This window comes from Ravibacter arvi (genome assembly GCF_039540405.1).
GTDB lineage: Bacteria > Bacteroidota > Bacteroidia > Cytophagales > Spirosomataceae > Ravibacter > Ravibacter arvi.
In genome coordinates this window covers 24,144-41,317 of record NZ_BAABEY010000030.1, presented here as the reverse complement: position 1 = coordinate 41,317, position 17,174 = coordinate 24,144, and the positions used below count along the sequence as shown (strand labels likewise).

Genomic DNA, 17,174 nt, shown 5'->3' with positions numbered 1-17,174 from the left:
AATTTTCTATAACGTTGACAATTGAAAATAACCGGGGACAGCCGGTCCCCCTCGGGGTACCTGCGGGCGCTCCCCGCCATTCCCGGTTATGACACAGGCAAAAATATATTCAGTTGACTGTATATTCCAAAGTAAAAAGCAGAAAAGACGAAAAATTATGTAGCGGAGCATAGAGGGGAAACACGCATTGCTCCGAATAAGATCGATTATTAATCTTAAAAAATTCGAAACAAAATGTAGCATTTTCGCAAAATCAGTTACAAAATTTTCCGCCTCTCGCACGATAGAATTCTATAACCAAAGCGTGCCATCATTAGAACAATAAATTTGCAGCCCCGTCATCTGCAAAAGCAAATGACGAAGCTGCAAAAAAAACGGCCAAACTTTGCGCAAGCGTCCCGGGATACCTCTTAGTAACCGGGAGTCCGCTCCAGGTTGGAATTATTTTTTAATTCATAGGCGGGAATCGGGAACAACAGCTCCCTTTCTTTCAAAACAAGGTTGTTTCCATAGGTAAATTTATGACCGACAAACTCGTTAAACCGTTTCGTGGTAAGGTCAAATGCCTTACGCAGCCGGGCCATGTCAAACCAGGTAATATTTTCAAAGCACAGCTCGTGCCAACGCTCCTTCCATATCGCCTCACGCAGCTGGTCTTTTGACAATCCGGTCAGGTCCGGCAATTTAGCCCTCTTCCGGATCGCGTTTACCGCACTATAGGCTTTGGCAGTCGGCCCGGCAACTTCATTTGACGCCTCGGCAAAAACAAGCAATATATCGGCATAGCGGATAAGCGACCAGTTCAGATCGCTGTTGGCCGTCGAAGTCTGGGCTGCTACATCGAAGAGCTTATAGACGAAATAGCCACCCAGGTCCACCTCCTTTTTACGGTCGGCTTCGTGTGTAAATTTGGTAAAGAAAAACTGTCCTTCCTGCGCCCGGAGATCTGCTGCGTCATAAGACTTCACGAATTCATTGGTCGCATAAATACCGCCCGTTTCAGCCGAATAGGCGGAGATACCCTTGTTGTACGGGATGATCAGCTCCTGCCAGTTGCCGGGAATAATCTGGGTTTTGAACTGTACCATAAAAATATTCTCCTCTATATTCTTTTTCGCAGGATCATGCAGGTCATAGTAGCTGGAAAACAATTTAAATTGCTGTGAATCAACCACCTCTTCCGCTTTTTTGGCCGCCAGATCATAGTAGGCCGCCCCTTTTTGCAGCGGATAACCGGCCATAGTAAGGTAAACCTTGGCCAGAAGCGACTTCACCGCTCCCAGGCTTACCTTTCCCGAAACGTCGGTCCAGGGAAGACCGGCCTCCTCTGCTTTTTTCAAATCGTCCACGATCAGCGCATATACGTCCTCCGGTTTGGCCTGGGACGGTCTGAGCTGGTCCGAATCCAGTTTTACGGGTTCTGTAATCAGGGGGATATTCCCGAAGAGCTGTACGAGCGTGAAGTAGTACCATGCTCTGAGAAAATACGCCTCACCGAGAAGCTTCCTGGATTCTGCGGCATCCATCTGGATACCCGGTATTTTCGCTATGGAGAGATTAGCATTCCCGATCCCCTTGTAATACTGCTGCCAATAACTGGTGCCGTATGAATTCTCGGCCGTATTGACCAGGTCCTTGACGAAATAGCTGCTGGCCGCCTGCCCGAGATCAGTTCCGGCCTGCCCGGTTGCAAATTCAGTCATCACCCACGGACCGCCCCCGAAACCGCTGGCCGTGATCTCGCGCAGCGGCGCATAAATGGCATTTACCGATGCCCTGGCATGCTCGGGGCGGGTAAAGTAAGTACCTTCGGTAAAGTTACTCGGATCAGACTCATTCAGAAAGTCCGAACACCCCGTTATCAACAACGCGCCGAAAGCGACGATCAAAAGCCTGTATTTTTTCATGATCTGGTTCATCTGTGTATTAGGTTTGAGTGGTGAGGTGTGAGCTGTGTGGTGCGAAGCCCGCTTACGGCTGACCCCTCATACCTCATCGCAATTCGTTAAAATCCGACGTTCAGGCCCACCATAAATACCCTTGGCCGCGGATAGTCGTACAGGGCTACACCCTGCTCCAGGAAATCGCCGGAGTTGGAAACTTCCGGATCATATCCCTTGTACTTAGTTGCCAGGAAAAAGTTCTGTACCGATCCGTACACCCTCAGGCGGTCAAGCTTCAGCCGCGAAGTAAGCTCCGAAGGGAAAGTATAAGCCAGCAACAGGTTGCGCCCCCGTATAAAAGAACCGTCGGTTACCTTATGGGTATCATTGAAGGTGTCGTAGCCGGCAATTAACGGGCGAATCTGCGCAATTTCGGTATTTTGATTGCTCTCCGTCCAGGCATTCAGCACGGTCCGGTAGCTGTTGGCCTGACCCTGGCGGTCTTCGGCCGAGTGAATACTCCGGTTCAGCACGTCGTTACCGTACATAAACTGCAGGTCCACCGTCAGGGAAAGGGATTTATACTGGAAGGTGTTCAGGAATGTACCGAATCCCTTGGGAACACCACGGCCGATAATGGTCCGGTCAAGATCGTTGATCGTACCGTCACCATTCAGGTCTTTGAATTTAATATCGCCGGTTTCCCTGCCGTATTTCCTGGCTTCTTCCGCTTCGTCGGATCCCCACGTTCCCAGGGTTACCCTTCCGAAGAAAGATCCCACGGGCTCTCCTACTTTAATAATGCCGTTGCCCCTGAGTATTTCGCTGTTGGCGTTGGCCAAAGCAAGCACTTCGTTTTTATTGACAGAAATATTGAACATGGTCCCCCAGGAGAAGTTGTCGGTTTGAATATTCGTGGTATTCAAAGCAAATTCAACCCCTGTATTCTGCATGCTGCCGACGTTCGAAAATATGCTGGAATATCCGCTTGTATAAGGCAGTGGCGCATCCAGCAGCATGTCCTTCACTTTTCTCCTATACAGATCCAACTCGAAATTAACCCGGTTGGAAAACAAACCCAGCTCTACTCCGAAATCGACCTGCTCCGTTCTCTCCCAGGCCAGGTCAGGATTGGCGATCCGGCCGGTACCGATGCCGGTGTTGCGGCTACCGCCGAAAATCACCGTATAGTTACCCATTCCTGCCAACGCGCGGTATGCAGGGATTTCCGAATTACCTGTTGCCCCGTAGCTGGCTCTGAGTTTCAGGTTGGAAATAGCCGGGATACCGCTCATAAAGTTCTCTTCGTTAATCCGCCAGGCAACTGCCGCCGACGGGAAAAAGGCATACTGGTTGTTCCCCCCGAATTTGGATGAGCCGTCAACCCGTCCCGTAAAAGTGACCAGGTATTTGTTCATCAGGGTGTAGTTCAGGCGGCCGAAATACGAGTTCAATCCATAAGCCAGCGAATAGGAAGTAGGCGCTTGCGGGCTCGACCCTACTTCGAGGTTGTTGTACTCGAAAAATGAATCCGTAAAGCCTTGTGTCCTGGCCCTGTTCCTGAATTGATCCATGTGCTGCCAGGACAAGCCGGCCATCGCATTGATGTGGTGGATGCTCCCAAATTCCTTGCTGTATGTGAGGTAATTCTCAAATTGCCACGAGTTAAACCGGTTGTTATCTACATAGGCATCGCCATTGTCTGAAATATATTTCATCCCCCTGGGGGCGAAGTAATCGTTTCTCTGGTTGATAATATTGGTCCCCAGCGTAGATCTCAACTCCAGGCCCTCGCCCAACCGGATGGCTGCGTACATATTTCCCAGCACCGTTTGTGTTTTCAGCAAATTCCGTACGTCAGCCGATACGCGGAGCGGGCTATCGCCCCCTTCCATTTCCGGGTAGTCACGGTTGCTGGCCCAGGTACCGTCAGGATATTTAACCGGGATAATCGGCAACGCTTCAATTACCTGGCGCATCATGGTGATACCGCCGCCGCCCAGTATGTCGATCATCTTTTCGTTCTGGTCGGTATAGCCCAGCGTGCCGCCCACTTTCAGCCAGCTCTTGATCTGGGTATCAAACACAAAGCGGCCCGCAAATCTTTTTTGCCAGGAGCCGGCTGCGAGCCCGTCCTCGTTGCGATAGTTCATGAATGCGCCGAAAGTCCCTTTTTCGGTACCACCTGTAAACCCGAGCTGATGGTTTTGCGTAAAGGCAGGTTTAAAAGTCTCGTCCTGCCAATCGGTATCATATAGGGGGTTGCCCTGCGCGTCAAACAGAAGCGGGTTGTTTCTTTTTAGTTTCGGGTCTTTATATTTGGTGCTGTTGCCCTGCGCATCGAAGGCGTCCGGATCGAACTTCCGGGCATTCTGGAAGGCAAGATCCTCCGTTGCCAGAAACTCCTTTGAGTTGAGCAGCTCGAGCTTGCGCGGCAAGACTCCGAGGCTGAAATCGGAATCGTAGGTAACCCTTCCGGCGCCCGACGTACCGCGTTTGGTCGTCACTATGATGACACCATTGGCGCCGCGGGCCCCGTAAATAGCCGTTGAGGAAGCATCTTTCAGCACTTCTATAGAAGCGATATCATTCGGGTTGAGAAAGTCAATCGGGCTGCTGCCATTGACCATCCCGCTTCTGCCGGTTCCGGCGTTCTCGACGGGAGTGCTGATAATAACGCCATCGATCACATAAAGCGGGTCATTGGACACGCTCAACGAACTTATTCCCCTGATCCGGATGGTAGTCCTGCCGCCCGGTCTCCCCGAATTGGACGACACATTGACCCCTGAGAGCCGTCCCGACAGCCCCTGGCTGAGGGAAGAGGCGGGGCGCTCCTGCAGCGCATCGGCTTTTACAGTTCCGACAGCACCGGTCAGATCCGACTTCCTGACAGTTCCGTAACCGACCACGACCACTTCCCCGAGCGCATTCTGGTCCGGCACCAGGTTAAGCGTAATGCTGGTCTGGTTCCCGAGCGTCACTTCCTGGGTTTTATACCCCACATAGCTGAACACTAACACCGCGCCTTCAAGCTGGGCATCAGGTATGTCAAACTTGAAATTACCGTCTACATCGGTGACGGTACCACGCACTGTACCTTTCAGCAATATGTTTACCCCGGGCAGGGCTTCTCCGGTTTCACTGTGTATTTTACCGGTGACGGTTCTGTCGGCCGTCTTCCCGATGCCGGTCAATAGACGACTACCGGTCTTTTTGCCGGCAAAACGGGGCTCCAACTTTAATTCAACGCTCTCTGTCTTACCACTTTCGGGGATAAGTGAAAGAGAGACAGGACGGGAATTCGCGATTAATGAGGACTGCGTCATCACAATCAGCCCGGCTGTCAGCCATTTGTTTACGGATAATTTAGGTCGCATGTTCTGATATTTACAATGGTGTAATGGGTGAGCAAAAGAAAAACAGTCCGGCGACCGGATGCACAGGAAAATCCTCCGCATCCGCTTTAGCGCGCAGGGTACAGAACGGCTATGAAACCGGATTTCAAAAAAGGGGTGCGGCCGGGTTAATTAGCGTGGCCGGGGCAAACGATCGTAAGGGCAGGTTAAGTCGGGAAGCGTCGTTGTATCTTTCATAGACATTCGGTAGTTGAATAGTGATTAAATTTCAGGTATTAGCGGGAACAGGCATTGTATCTGGCGTGTGTCTCTTTGATATAAATAGGACAAAAGCAAGTTATTTTATTCATAGTACCATTGTCGGTTAATAAAGATGAAATTGTTCTTATGCCAATTTAATGGGAAAATTTTATTTTATAATTAAATAGTACCTGATTATTAAAAAAATTAATAATCTACTTTTCAGGGGAGGATTCTACACCGGAATTCTGCGCCGAAGCTAATCTTCGGCCTACTGAACAGCACCTTGGCTATAAAATCCGCCCCCCGACAATACGACTGTCAAATCGGGCGCATATAGCAGCTGTCAATTGAACATTTTCTTTTTTACCACTTGCGTTTTTGTTCATAGACAGGACATTTACATCAATTACCCGACAGCGTCTTACCCTCTTTTGACGTGGCAGATGTCCCTCCCATGCAAGTTTTTTGAAACAATAGTCATGTTTTTTGAAAACAGGCAAAAAAGCGTAATGGTAATTTTGACCGTTCCCGGAGGCCTCCCGAAAGTAGGCCCGGAACCGATCTTCTACCTGTATGAGCACACCCGCTGCACGCGCCCTGATGTTTTTCCTGCTGACCTTTTGCTACTGGCTGGCAAAAGGAAACCAGGTGGGTTTTGCTGCGGAACAAAGCCATATACATCTTTCGCAACTCGCCGACTGCCATACTGAACTCAACGACGCTGACAAGCGGAAAGAACCGCTCAGCCTCCTGGAATTTGCGATCGTAGGAGAAACCGAACAGGTCCAGGTACTGAAGAAACAATCCCTGCAGGAACCTTCGGTTCCGGTAGCTTTTTCCCCTGAGCAATTCCTGGCCGCCACCTCGGCAGCGCATTCAGAAATCGGCGGCCGTTCACAGGCGCCGCATAGCCCCCCTGTACCCTTCTACATCCTGTTCCGATCCATTCGTGTCCCCCACGCACTGGCTTGAACCGTCCTTATTTTTTACTGCAGTTTTTTTAAACTCATTCTGTCCGCAGCATACGTATATGCTATGCGTTGAAACGTCGCGTGCCCTTCTTTTTGCGTGAAATAAACCGCAGGAGGACCATTCGTGCCCGAAATCACGCGGACAGACAGGTTTGTCATTTTCCTTTCACAATTAATCTCTATTGACGATGCATTTAACTCCCAGAGAAATGGAGAAACTGATGCTGCACCTTGCGGGGGAGCTGGCACAGAAACGCCGGGACCGGGGCCTGAAACTCAATTACCCCGAAGCAATTGCCCTGATCAGCAGCCACGTGCTGGAAGGCGCCCGCGACGGCCGTACCGTTGCCGAACTCATGCAATCAGGCGCCAATTGCCTGAAAAGAGAAGATGTCATGGAGGGAATCCCCGAAATGATCCATGACATCCAGGTAGAAGCCACCTTTCCCGACGGCACAAAACTGGTAACTGTACACGACCCTATCCGATAACTTTTTAACACCGAAACCATGATACCAGGTGAAATTTTTGTAAAAGCAGGTGAAATTATCTGCAACGAGGGTCGTGAAACCGTAAAATTAAAAGTCGTCAACACCGGTGACCGGCCGGTACAGGTAGGCTCTCATTTTCACTTTTTCGAGGTCAACAAAATGATGCAGTTCAACCGTGCACTGGCCTTCGGTAAACGCCTCAATATCGTCTCCAGCACCGCCGTCCGCTTTGAGCCGGGCGAAGAAAAAGAAGTCGAGCTGGTAGCATTCGGCGGAGCACGCAGGACATTGGGATTCAATAACCTGGTCGACGGCTCGACCGACGTGACCGGCAACCGGGAAACAGCCCTGCACAAAGCGGAAGTACGCAACTTTAAAAACGCCAAATGAGATGAGTCTTAAAATAAACAGAAACAGATACGCCAACATCCTCGGACCTACCGCAGGAGATAAAATCCGGCTCGGCGACACCGATCTGATCGTCGAAATCGAGAAAGATTTCGCCAAACCCGGCGACGAAGTAAAATTCGGAGGCGGTAAAACGATCCGCGACGGGATGGGCCAGAATACCACCGCCTTGCGCGATCACGGCGTGCTGGACCTTTGCATCACCGGCGTGATCGTCATCGACCACTGGGGGATTGTAAAAGCCGATATCGGTATCAAGGACGGCAAAATTGTAGGGATCGGCCGCGCCGGTAACCCCGACATCATGGATGACATTGACCCGGATATGATTATCGGCGCAGCCACCGAAGTTCATGGTGGAAACGGCTATATTGTGACCGCCGGGGGAATCGACACCCACATCCACTTTATCTGTCCGCAGCAAGTTGAAACTGCCCTTTACAGTGGCGTAACCACCATGATCGGAGGCGGGACAGGGCCTGCGGACGGTACAAACGCAACCACGGTCACTCCGGGTAAATGGAATATCCAGAAGATGCTGGAAGCCGCCGAAGACCTCCCCATGAACATCGGCTTTTTCGGAAAAGGGAATTGCTCTTCAACCGGACCGCTGGCCGAACAAATTGAAGCCGGCGCGCTGGGCCTGAAAATCCACGAGGACTGGGGAGCCACACCCGCCGTAATCGATGCATCGCTCAAAGTTGCCGACCAGTACGATGTGCAGGTCGCCATTCATACCGACACCCTGAATGAAGCGGGCTTTCTCGAAGACACCATGGCAGCTATCGATGGCCGGGTGATCCACACCTTCCATACAGAAGGCGCCGGCGGCGGTCATGCCCCTGACATCATCAAGGCGGCCATGTACAAAAATGTGTTGCCGGCCTCTACCAATCCCACCCGTCCCTATACGGTCAATACCATTGACGAGCACCTTGACATGCTTATGGTCTGCCATCACCTGAGCAAAGATATCCCGGAAGACGTGAAATTTGCCGATTCAAGGATCAGGCCGGAAACGATTGCCGCCGAAGACATCCTCCAGGATATGGGTGTGTTCGCGATCATGAGTTCCGACTCACAGGCGATGGGACGCGTTGGTGAAGTAATTACCCGCACCTGGCAGACCGCCAGCAAAATGCGCAGGCAGCGCGGCCATTTACCGGAGGAAAAAGAGGCTGAAAACGACAATTTCCGGGCCAAAAGGTATGTCGCCAAATACACCATCAACCCGGCCATCGCCCACGGAATCTCGAGGTATGTAGGGTCAGTCGAAAAAGGCAAGATAGCCGATCTTGTTTTGTGGAAACCCGCACTTTTCGGAGTAAAGCCCGAAATGATCGTTAAAGGCGGCATGATCATTGCCAGCAAAATGGGCGACGCGAACGCTTCCATTCCCACGCCGCAACCCATTATCTACCGGAATATGTTTGCCGCTCTCGGGAAAGCACGGTTTAAAACCTGCGCCACTTTTGTTTCGGCAGCCTCCATCGACAAAGGCATCGTGACGGAATACGGGCTTGAAAAAATAGTACTTCCGGTTGAGGGCTGTCGCAATATTTCAAAACAAAGCCTGATCCACAATGACAAGACACCGGTGATCGAGGTAAACCCGGAAAATTACAAGGTGACCGTCGACGGGGAACATATCACGTGCGAACCGGCGACCGAGCTTCCGCTTGCACAACGGTACTACCTCTTTTAAAACCTGGTGAATTTCAACCACAAAATTTTTGGTGTATGTGTTTAATTAAAGCCAAACCGGTTTTAGCTGCGTTGCTGCTGTGCCTGTCCGCAGGGGCGGCAGCAGCGCAGGAAGCTCCCGGCGACGGCCCCAAGGGGCAGTTGATGATTTACGGCTCACTCGATTATTCGAAGACGAGCGCTCCTCATGACAAGAGCAGCAGCTTCAGCACAAGCCCCAATGCGGGCATCCCGATCGGGATCGGTTATTTTTTTAACAACAACAGCCTGATCGGGATCAATGCTGCATTTGCCCGTAATAAAGACGCAGACGGCAACCTGGCCCTCCGGCACCAGGAGCTGGGCCTCTGGTATAGCCCGTCCATGACTATCGGTGAGCACTTTTTGCTGATCGCGCAGGTAGACGCGCATTATGTTTGGGGAAAATCTCCGGCCGGAGCTGCAGCGCTTACCCCCTATACCGGTTACCGGCTCAGGGCCTATCCCATGCTCGGGATCCTGCTGGGAAAAGGGTGGGCGCTCAAGTTCAAATTCGGCGAGCTTTCACTGCTTTCCACCAAGGCAAAAGGGCAAGGCACCGTCAACAACTACGTGGCGGGGTTGAGCGGAGCCACCTTCGGAACCGGTATCTCCAAAAACTTCACTTTCCGAAAACATGCTAAATAGGAACTCCAGGCAATGATAATAGAAGAAGTAATCGGCTCCCGGACGGACTTTTCCGATCCGGGAACCGAAACCGATCTGCTCGAACTGGAATGGTATGAAACCACCCGGCGGATCCAGCGAAAAAAAACCAATAGCGGCATGGAAATCGCCATCAGGCTCCTGCGCGAGGGTCAGCGGCTCCGCCAGGATGATGTGCTGTACCACGACGGGAATAAAATAGTGGTGGTATACGTAAAGCCGTGCGATGCCATAGTGCTGCGGCCGCTTTCCATGCTGGAAATGGGTACAGTCTGCTATGAAATCGGGAACAAGCACCTTCCGCTTTTTATCCAGGATCAAGAGGTGCTGATGCCCTTTGAGGCCCCGATGTTCCGTTGGCTGGAAGCCGCAGGCTACAGACCTGAAAAGGGGGAGAGACAGCTGAAAAACCTATTAAAATCGAACGTAGAGCCACATTCACACGGGAACAGCGGCCCCTCGCTATTTACCCGGATCATGAACCTGGCGGGATCAAAACAGGAATCGTAATGCGGGAAGAAAGCGTCTTTTTCCTGGGGAGCCTGCTTCACCTGTCCGACCCTACGTTGCCGATCGGCGGGTATACACACTCTAATGGATTGGAAACCTACGTCCAGGAGGGTATAGTAAAAGATTCCGCCTCGGTTTCGATGTTCACAAGGCATATGCTCAGCTATAACCTCAAGTACAACGACGGAATTTTTATGCGGCTGGCTTATGAGGCTGCTGCTGCAGGCGATCAGAAACTTCTGACCCTGCTGGACCAGGAATGCTCGGCGCTGAAGTGCGCACGGGAAATCAGGGAGGCCAGCCAGAAACTCGGGGTGCGGCTGCATAAAATATTCTCGCGTAAAGTACAGTCCGGTATAATCGGGGCCTTTGCCGCCGGTATCGGGCAGGAAGTAGAAGGCCATTACTGTATAATGTTCGGCATGTATGCGCAACAGCTCGGCATCCCGCTCTATGACACATTGTTCGCTTTTTACTACAACGCGTCGGTGGGTATGATTACCAACGGAGTAAAACTCGTACCGCTGGGACAGCTCGACGGGCAGGACATTATGTTCGATCTGCAGCCCCTGCTGCGGCAGCTTACCGCCGAAACCATTGTGCTCGATCCCGCGCTCCGGGGCATTTGCAATATCGCCTTCGATATCCGCTGCATGCAGCACGAGCGCCTTTACTCGCGGCTCTATATGTCTTGAGGGGGCAATCAAAAACCACTAAAACAATATTCAAATGAAAGACAGAAGTTATGTAAAAATAGGAGTAGCAGGTCCTGTAGGATCCGGGAAGACGGCCCTGCTCGAGCGGTTATCGCGCCGCATGCTGAACGACTATAACCTGGCGGTCATTACCAATGATATTTATACCAAGGAAGACGCCGAATTCATGGCAAAAAACAGCCTGCTGCCTCGCGAGCGCATCATCGGCGTCGAAACAGGCGGATGTCCCCATACGGCCATCCGCGAGGATGCCAGCATGAATCTTGAGGCGGTCGACGAGTTGGTACGGCGCTTCCCGGATGTGGAGCTGATCCTAATCGAAAGCGGCGGAGACAACCTTTCGGCAACTTTCAGTCCCGACTTGGCCGATGTTACGATTTTTGTCATTGATGTGGCCGAAGGCGAGAAGATTCCGCGGAAAGGCGGACCGGGTATTACCCGTTCGGATCTGTTGCTGATCAACAAAATAGACCTGGCACCCTATGTCGGAGCCAGCCTCGAAATAATGGAAAACGACGCCCGCCGGATGCGGAAAGGACAACCTTTCGTATTCTCGAACCTCATGAGCCTGGAAGGCCTCGACAGTGTGGTCGGCTGGATCAAAAAATATGCGCTGCTCGAAGACGTAGAGGAACCCCTGTTGCTGAGATAATGGAATGTAAACTCGATCTGACGGTAAGCTGCCGGGAGGGCCGGTCGTATGCGAGGGACGTATATGCCGGCAAACCTTTCAGAGTAGTTTCGGTAGGGCAGTATGCGACCGATAATGCGCTGCACCTGATGCTGATGAGCGTCTCCCCGGGAATTCTCGACGGGGACCACTACGATATCCGGATCAGCCTGGAAGAAGACGCCCGGCTGCAGCTTGAGGCGCAATCTTACCAGCGCATCTATCACATGAACGGCCGGGCCACACAGCAAATGGTAGTCACGCTGGCACGGGGATCGGATTTTTCCTTTATCCCCTACCCCGTCGTCCCACACAAAAACTCGACATTCGTCAGCAAAACCAGCGTCGTACTCCACCCCGAAGCATCTTTCCTCGTTGGCGAAATCATTACCTGTGGCAGAAGACTTTCCGGCGAGGTATTTGAATATGCCCATTTTCAAAACCTGGTGGAAGTACATAACCACGAAGGGCGCCTGCTTTTGAAAGATAACGTAATGCTGGTACCCTCGCTTATGCCCCTTTCGGGCATCGGGCTGCTTGAAGGACATACGCACCAGGGGACGCTGGTTTACCTGGCAAAGGCCGGTGAAACGGTCGAACCGCTCATCGAAAACCTGCATGAAAAGCTGGGCACGGAGGAAGATATCGTATACGGTATATCGAAAACCCGTCACCCCGGCTTCGTGCTCCGCGTGCTCGGGGGCGGCGGAGAGCAATTGTACCGCTGCTTCGAAGAGGCAAAAAACCTGATTTGGGAAACAAAAAACAGCCACTTATGACCGCAACCCTTTTTGCATTGGCCCTCACTGCCATCGTCATCAGTTTTGTGCACACCGCTACCGGACCCGACCATTACCTGCCTTTTATAGTGCTTGCCAGGTCAAGAAAATGGAGCCGCCTTTACACCGTCTTCCTGGTGATCGTGTGTGGTCTGGGCCATGTCCTGAGTTCTGTCCTGCTGGGACTGGTGGGGGTATACCTGGGCTGGCAGCTCGACAAAATAGAGCTCTTCCAGGGCTTGCGGGGAAATACCGCCGGCTGGGCCCTGCTGGTATTCGGGATTATTTACCTGCTGTACGGGCTCAGGCACGTTTACCTCAACCGGCCTCACAAGCATTTCGATGTAATGGGTGAGGATGTATATGTGTACGAGCATCGTCACGGCGAGCTGGTCATGCCCGAAAACCGGGTAAAAGTAACGCCGTGGGTGCTGTTTGCAATTTTTGTAATGGGACCGAGCGAACCCCTGGTACCCCTGCTTTTCTATTCGGGCGCCCGCCGATCGACCATTGAAATCGTAGTACTCATTTCGGTTTTCACTGTCAGCACCGTCGTGACCATGCTCTCAATGGTGATGATCGGCCTCTATGGTATCAACTCACTGAATACCGCCAGGCTGGAGCGCTACATGCACGCCATTGGCGGAGCCGTCGTGACGCTCTGCGGCATCGGGATGACTTTCCTGGATTGGTAGAAGGGGTGGAAATCGGAAGTCGGAAGTCGGAAATCGGAAATCAGCCGGGCGGGCTCACGCCTCAAACCTCACAACTCAAATGAAAAAATTAGACCAAAAATTCGAATATGTGCCTGCCCTGCTCAAGGGTATCGGGCAGATCATGTTGCAGGAAAACCAATGGACGGGCTTGTTGTTTCTCGTCGGGATTTTTTACGGTGACGTCGACATGGGGATTGGGGCACTCGCAGCCACCGTTGCCGGGACCATAACGGCGCGGCTGCTCCATTTTGACCAGCGGGAGATAGAATCCGGCCTCTACGGCTTCAGCCCTGCCCTGGTTGGTGTGGCGCTTACGTTTATGTTTGAAGCCAACTGGCTGATCTGGATACTGGTAGTCGTGGGAGCGGTTGCAGCCGCACTGCTGCAGCATTTTTTCATCGAACGAAAAATTCCCGCTTTCACGTTCCCCTTCATTCTCATCACCTGGATCATCGTGCTGATCGTTCACCAATACACTTCAATCCCCCCCTCAACCGCCCTGGCCGTCCCCGTGGACCTGTCTGACTCAAGCGATTTCACAACGTCAACCAACGGTTTCGGCGAAGTAATTTTCCAGGGAAGCTTTTTTGCCGGGATTCTGTTTTTTATCGCAGTGTTCCTGAGCAACCCGGTTGCCGCACTTTACGGGCTGGCGGGATCGATCATCGCAGCCGCGATTTCTGCCCAGTTCGCGGAGCCGGTTGTGCAGATCCGCATGGGCCTTTTCAGCTTCAATGCCGTATTGTGCGCCATTACCTTTTCCGGTACCAGGCGCAGGGACGGCCTTCTCGTACTGATTGCTGTAGTACTGGCCACCCTGGTCGACATCTACATGCTGAAATCCGATTCCGCCCTGCTGACGAAGGCCGGCGGCGTGCTTACTTTCCCGTTTGTGCTGGGAACCTGGCTAACCCTTCCCCTCAAAAAACTATTGAACAGCGTGTGGAAATCCTGATGACTTCCTCCCGACGAATCCGATTGTAATGAAAATAACCACACTTGCAGGTCTGCTGATTTCTATCCATTTTCCCGCCGTACCGGCGCAAAGTGAACCTGGCCGAAGCGACACGGTCACGGTAATCCACCTGAAAGACGTGGTGGTGGCCGGACAAAATGCCGAAGGGCAGATCATCCGCGTCGACCTCGGCAAAATTCCGGTTAACACCTCACAGGACATTCTCCGCAAGGTCCCGGGACTATTTATCGCACAACATGCCGGCGGCGGGAAAGCCGAGCAGATTTTCCTGCGTGGCTATGACAACGACCACGGGACCGACATCCGGATCTCGGCCGACGGCATGCCCGTCAATATGGTGTCACACGCGCATGGACAGGGGTATTCCGACCTTCATTTCCTGATACCGGAAACAATCGGGAACATAGACTTCGGGAAGGGAAGCTACTATGCCGACAAAGGGGATTTCAATACAGCCGGTTTCGTGGATTTCCACACCCGTCGCTCGGTAGATCATAACCTGCTGAAACTGGAAGGCGGCAATTTTACTACCCTGCGCATGGTGGGAATCTTCAGCCTGCTCCACGACGAAGCACGGGATAAAAATGCCTACCTGGCCTCGGAATATCATTTCACCAATGGCCCGTTTGACGTCAAACAGCGCTTCAACCGGCTGAACCTGTTCGCTAAATACAACCAGAGACTGGATGCTCACTCCTACGTCAACGTACAGGCGTCCACCTTTTCATCCGGCTGGAATGCTTCCGGGCAAATCCCGGAAAGGGCTGTCAGCGAAGGCATGATAGGGCGTTTCGGCTCAATCGACTCTACCGAGGGCGGCAACACGACAAGGACCAACCTGGTGGTTAACTATGCCCGCGAATTAGGCCACGGCGCCTCGCTGAACAGCAACTTCTATTACTCAAAATATAAATTTACCCTCTATTCCAATTTCACCTTTTTCCTGGAACACCCCGACACGGGCGACGCCATCAGGCAAACCGATGACCGCGATGTATACGGCATGGACCATACCTATACACGCTACTTCGGCAGTACCGGGAACAATGTCACCTGGAAATCGGGGGCAGGGTTCAGGTATGACGACATCCATGACCTGGGATTGAGCTACGTTGCACACCGGGAAGAAGTAACCGAACAACTGGCGTCGGGAGCGGCTACCGAAGCCAACCTCAACGCCTTTACCTCCGTAGACTGGAAAATGAAACGGTGGACCGTCAGTTCAGGCATAAGGGCCGACTGGTTTGCATTCGGCTACTACGACCGCCTCGAACCCGCCAAAGGGCAGCAAGGCGCCGAAACCATGCGAGTCAGCCCAAAGCTGGCATTCTATTTTGATCCCGGGCGCAACCTGCGCCTGTTTCTGAAAGCCGGGAAAGGGTTCCATTCCAATGACGTCCGCGATGCCGTAATCCGGCACGGAAAACAGGTATTGCCAGCTTCCTACGGCACTGACCTCGGGCTGGCCTGGCAGCCGTTTGAGCGACTGCTGCTACAGCCGGCGCTCTGGTATTCGTTTATGGAGAACGAATTCGTATGGAACGGCGACAGCTACGGCGTTTCGGAAGCCGGCAGAACACGCCGCTATGGGGCTGACCTTACCGCGCGCTACCAGCCTGTTGACTGGCTGTACCTCGATTTGGATGCCAACTATGCCCATCCGAGACTCGCAGACGCTCCCCGGGGACAAAACTACCTGGAACTGGCGCCGGTATTTACCAGTACCGGCGGGATTTCCGTCCAGCTCCCTAACGGTCTTAGCGCCAATTTCCGGTACCGCTATATGCACGACCGGCCGGCCAGGGACGATAACAGTATTGTCGCCGACGGCTACCTGGTCAATGACCTGCTGATAGGGTATGAACGCAGGTCGTGGGCCGTAAATGTGCAGGTACAGAACTTGTTTGACGTAGTCTGGAACGAGGCCATGTTTGCCGAGACCACGCGGCTGAAAGGTGAACGCCCGACAGGGTTTGAACAGCTTACTTTTACCCCGGGCACACCCCTGTTTGCCAAGCTTGCCTTCAGCCTGAAATTCTGAAATAAACTCCATAATAAAGACAAACCGAATTTAGCCGGAAGTCTTATTTTTGTATAGCATCAATAACCGGATATGAGCACACCCGTTAAAATCATTTCCAATTTCGACTACAAGAAGCTCTTTCTTCCGGGGCTGTCGAAAGAGGTACTGTTCAATGACATGGAGCTCCAGCTCTACCGGATTGAAAACTACCTGCGGAATATCGTAATCCCGGTTTTGCCTTACAAAACAACCTTCAACTTCATGTTGCTCGTAACCAGGGGATATATCCGTCAGCAGCTCGGTGTGTCGCGCTTCAGGCTGGACGCCGGATCTATCCTCCTTATCAAGCAGGGAAGTATTACGGCAACGCTCGAAATTTCAGAAGATGCGGAAGGCTTTTTCCTGGCATGCGAGAACACCATACTCGATCACGTACCGCTCAAAATCACACCTGCCTTTTTTAACCCGACCTCGCCGCAGCTTTCGCTGGAAGGCGATTATTACGCCTGGTTGCTAAAGCTTTTCAACCTCCTTGAAGAGGAGTTGAGAAGGGTAAAAAACAGCGACATAGAAATTGCCTGCATGGCTTTCCAGGCGATATTAAATACGCTGGGGTACCTTGACAACCTGCATTCCAAAACGGTACTGGTCTCGCGAAAGTCGCAAATTACCTATCGTTTCAAGGAGCTGGTACAGGTCCATCACCAGGCACACAAAGAAGTTCAGTTTTATGCCGATGAACTGGCTATTTCTGAAAACTACCTATGCAAATGCATAAAGGAAACGACTGGTAAAGCACCTAAACAATGGGTAAACGAAACGACGGTGCTGCATAGCCAGGTGCTCCTCCAGAATGCGGCGAAGGACATTTCGACCATTGCATTCGAGCTCAACTTCCAATCGGTGTCACATTTCACCAGGTTATTCAAGAAAATAACCGGCATCCCACCTTCACTTTACCGCAAAAAACTATCCTGACCCGGAAAGATTTTGTAACCTTTCCATTTCCCGTCTACTCCAATTAGGTATAACCATCTAACC

At 52.1% G+C, this 17,174-nt stretch carries 15 protein-coding genes; 13 read left to right on the top strand and 2 right to left on the bottom strand.

What is annotated here, in order from left to right:
- Nucleotides 1–410: 410 nt before the first annotated feature.
- Nucleotides 411–1,919, bottom strand: coding sequence for a RagB/SusD family nutrient uptake outer membrane protein (locus ABD852_RS17190; protein WP_345031145.1), 1,509 nt, complete (start codon nt 1,917–1,919; stop codon nt 411–413).
- 86 nt (nt 1,920–2,005) lie between these two features.
- Nucleotides 2,006–5,263: a SusC/RagA family TonB-linked outer membrane protein gene (locus ABD852_RS17185; protein ID WP_345031143.1), complete on the bottom strand. Its 3,258-nt coding sequence runs from the start codon at nt 5,261–5,263 to the stop codon at nt 2,006–2,008.
- 795 nt (nt 5,264–6,058) lie between these two features.
- Here ABD852_RS17185 and ABD852_RS17180 point away from each other — a divergent pair.
- The 13 genes from ABD852_RS17180 to ABD852_RS17120 all read left to right on the top strand — a co-directional run bounded on the left by ABD852_RS17180 (nt 6,059) and on the right by ABD852_RS17120 (nt 17,111).
- Nucleotides 6,059–6,457 carry a hypothetical protein gene (locus tag ABD852_RS17180; protein ID WP_345031142.1) on the top strand — a complete coding sequence of 133 codons (399 nt, stop codon included), beginning with the start codon at nt 6,059–6,061 and terminating at the stop codon, nt 6,455–6,457.
- Between the two features lie 187 nt (nt 6,458–6,644).
- Nucleotides 6,645–6,947: an urease subunit gamma gene (ureA, locus tag ABD852_RS17175; RefSeq protein WP_345031140.1), complete on the top strand. Its 303-nt coding sequence runs from the start codon at nt 6,645–6,647 to the stop codon at nt 6,945–6,947.
- Between the two features lie 18 nt (nt 6,948–6,965).
- Entirely contained in the window at nt 6,966–7,337 is a 372-nt protein-coding gene (ureB, locus tag ABD852_RS17170; RefSeq protein ID WP_345031139.1) for an urease subunit beta, read from the top strand.
- Nucleotide 7,338: 1 nt separating this feature from the next.
- Entirely contained in the window at nt 7,339–9,060 is a 1,722-nt protein-coding gene (gene ureC / locus ABD852_RS17165) for an urease subunit alpha (RefSeq protein ID WP_345031137.1), read from the top strand.
- A gap of 35 nt (nt 9,061–9,095) precedes the next feature.
- Nucleotides 9,096–9,725 carry a hypothetical protein gene (locus ABD852_RS17160; protein ID WP_345031135.1) on the top strand — a complete coding sequence of 210 codons (630 nt, stop codon included), beginning with the start codon at nt 9,096–9,098 and terminating at the stop codon, nt 9,723–9,725.
- A gap of 12 nt (nt 9,726–9,737) precedes the next feature.
- A complete protein-coding gene (ureE, locus tag ABD852_RS17155; RefSeq protein WP_345031133.1) occupies nt 9,738–10,253 on the top strand; it encodes an urease accessory protein UreE in 516 nt (171 codons plus the stop codon).
- Nucleotides 10,253–10,948 (top strand): urease accessory protein UreF, encoded by a 696-nt coding sequence (locus tag ABD852_RS17150; protein WP_345031132.1) that lies wholly within the window; start codon nt 10,253–10,255, stop codon nt 10,946–10,948. The genes ureE and ABD852_RS17150 overlap by 1 nt, the downstream gene beginning before the upstream one ends.
- Nucleotides 10,949–10,982: 34 nt before the next feature.
- Nucleotides 10,983–11,621: an urease accessory protein UreG gene (ureG, locus tag ABD852_RS17145; protein WP_345031131.1), complete on the top strand. Its 639-nt coding sequence runs from the start codon at nt 10,983–10,985 to the stop codon at nt 11,619–11,621.
- Nucleotides 11,621–12,418 (top strand): urease accessory protein UreD, encoded by a 798-nt coding sequence (locus ABD852_RS17140; RefSeq protein WP_345031130.1) that lies wholly within the window; start codon nt 11,621–11,623, stop codon nt 12,416–12,418. Before ureG ends, ABD852_RS17140 begins: the two co-directional genes overlap by 1 nt.
- Complete coding sequence (locus ABD852_RS17135) at nt 12,415–13,113, top strand: hypothetical protein (RefSeq protein ID WP_345031129.1); 699 nt, start codon at nt 12,415–12,417, stop codon at nt 13,111–13,113. The genes ABD852_RS17140 and ABD852_RS17135 overlap by 4 nt, the downstream gene beginning before the upstream one ends.
- 79 nt (nt 13,114–13,192) lie before the next feature.
- On the top strand, nt 13,193–14,089 hold the full coding sequence (locus ABD852_RS17130; protein ID WP_345031127.1) for an urea transporter: 897 nt from the start codon (nt 13,193–13,195) through the stop codon (nt 14,087–14,089).
- Nucleotides 14,090–14,117: 28 nt separating this feature from the next.
- Nucleotides 14,118–16,151 carry a TonB-dependent receptor gene (locus tag ABD852_RS17125; protein WP_345031126.1) on the top strand — a complete coding sequence of 678 codons (2,034 nt, stop codon included), beginning with the start codon at nt 14,118–14,120 and terminating at the stop codon, nt 16,149–16,151.
- Between the two features lie 72 nt (nt 16,152–16,223).
- Complete coding sequence (locus ABD852_RS17120; protein WP_345031125.1) at nt 16,224–17,111, top strand: helix-turn-helix domain-containing protein; 888 nt, start codon at nt 16,224–16,226, stop codon at nt 17,109–17,111.
- Nucleotides 17,112–17,174: the final 63 nt, after the last annotated feature.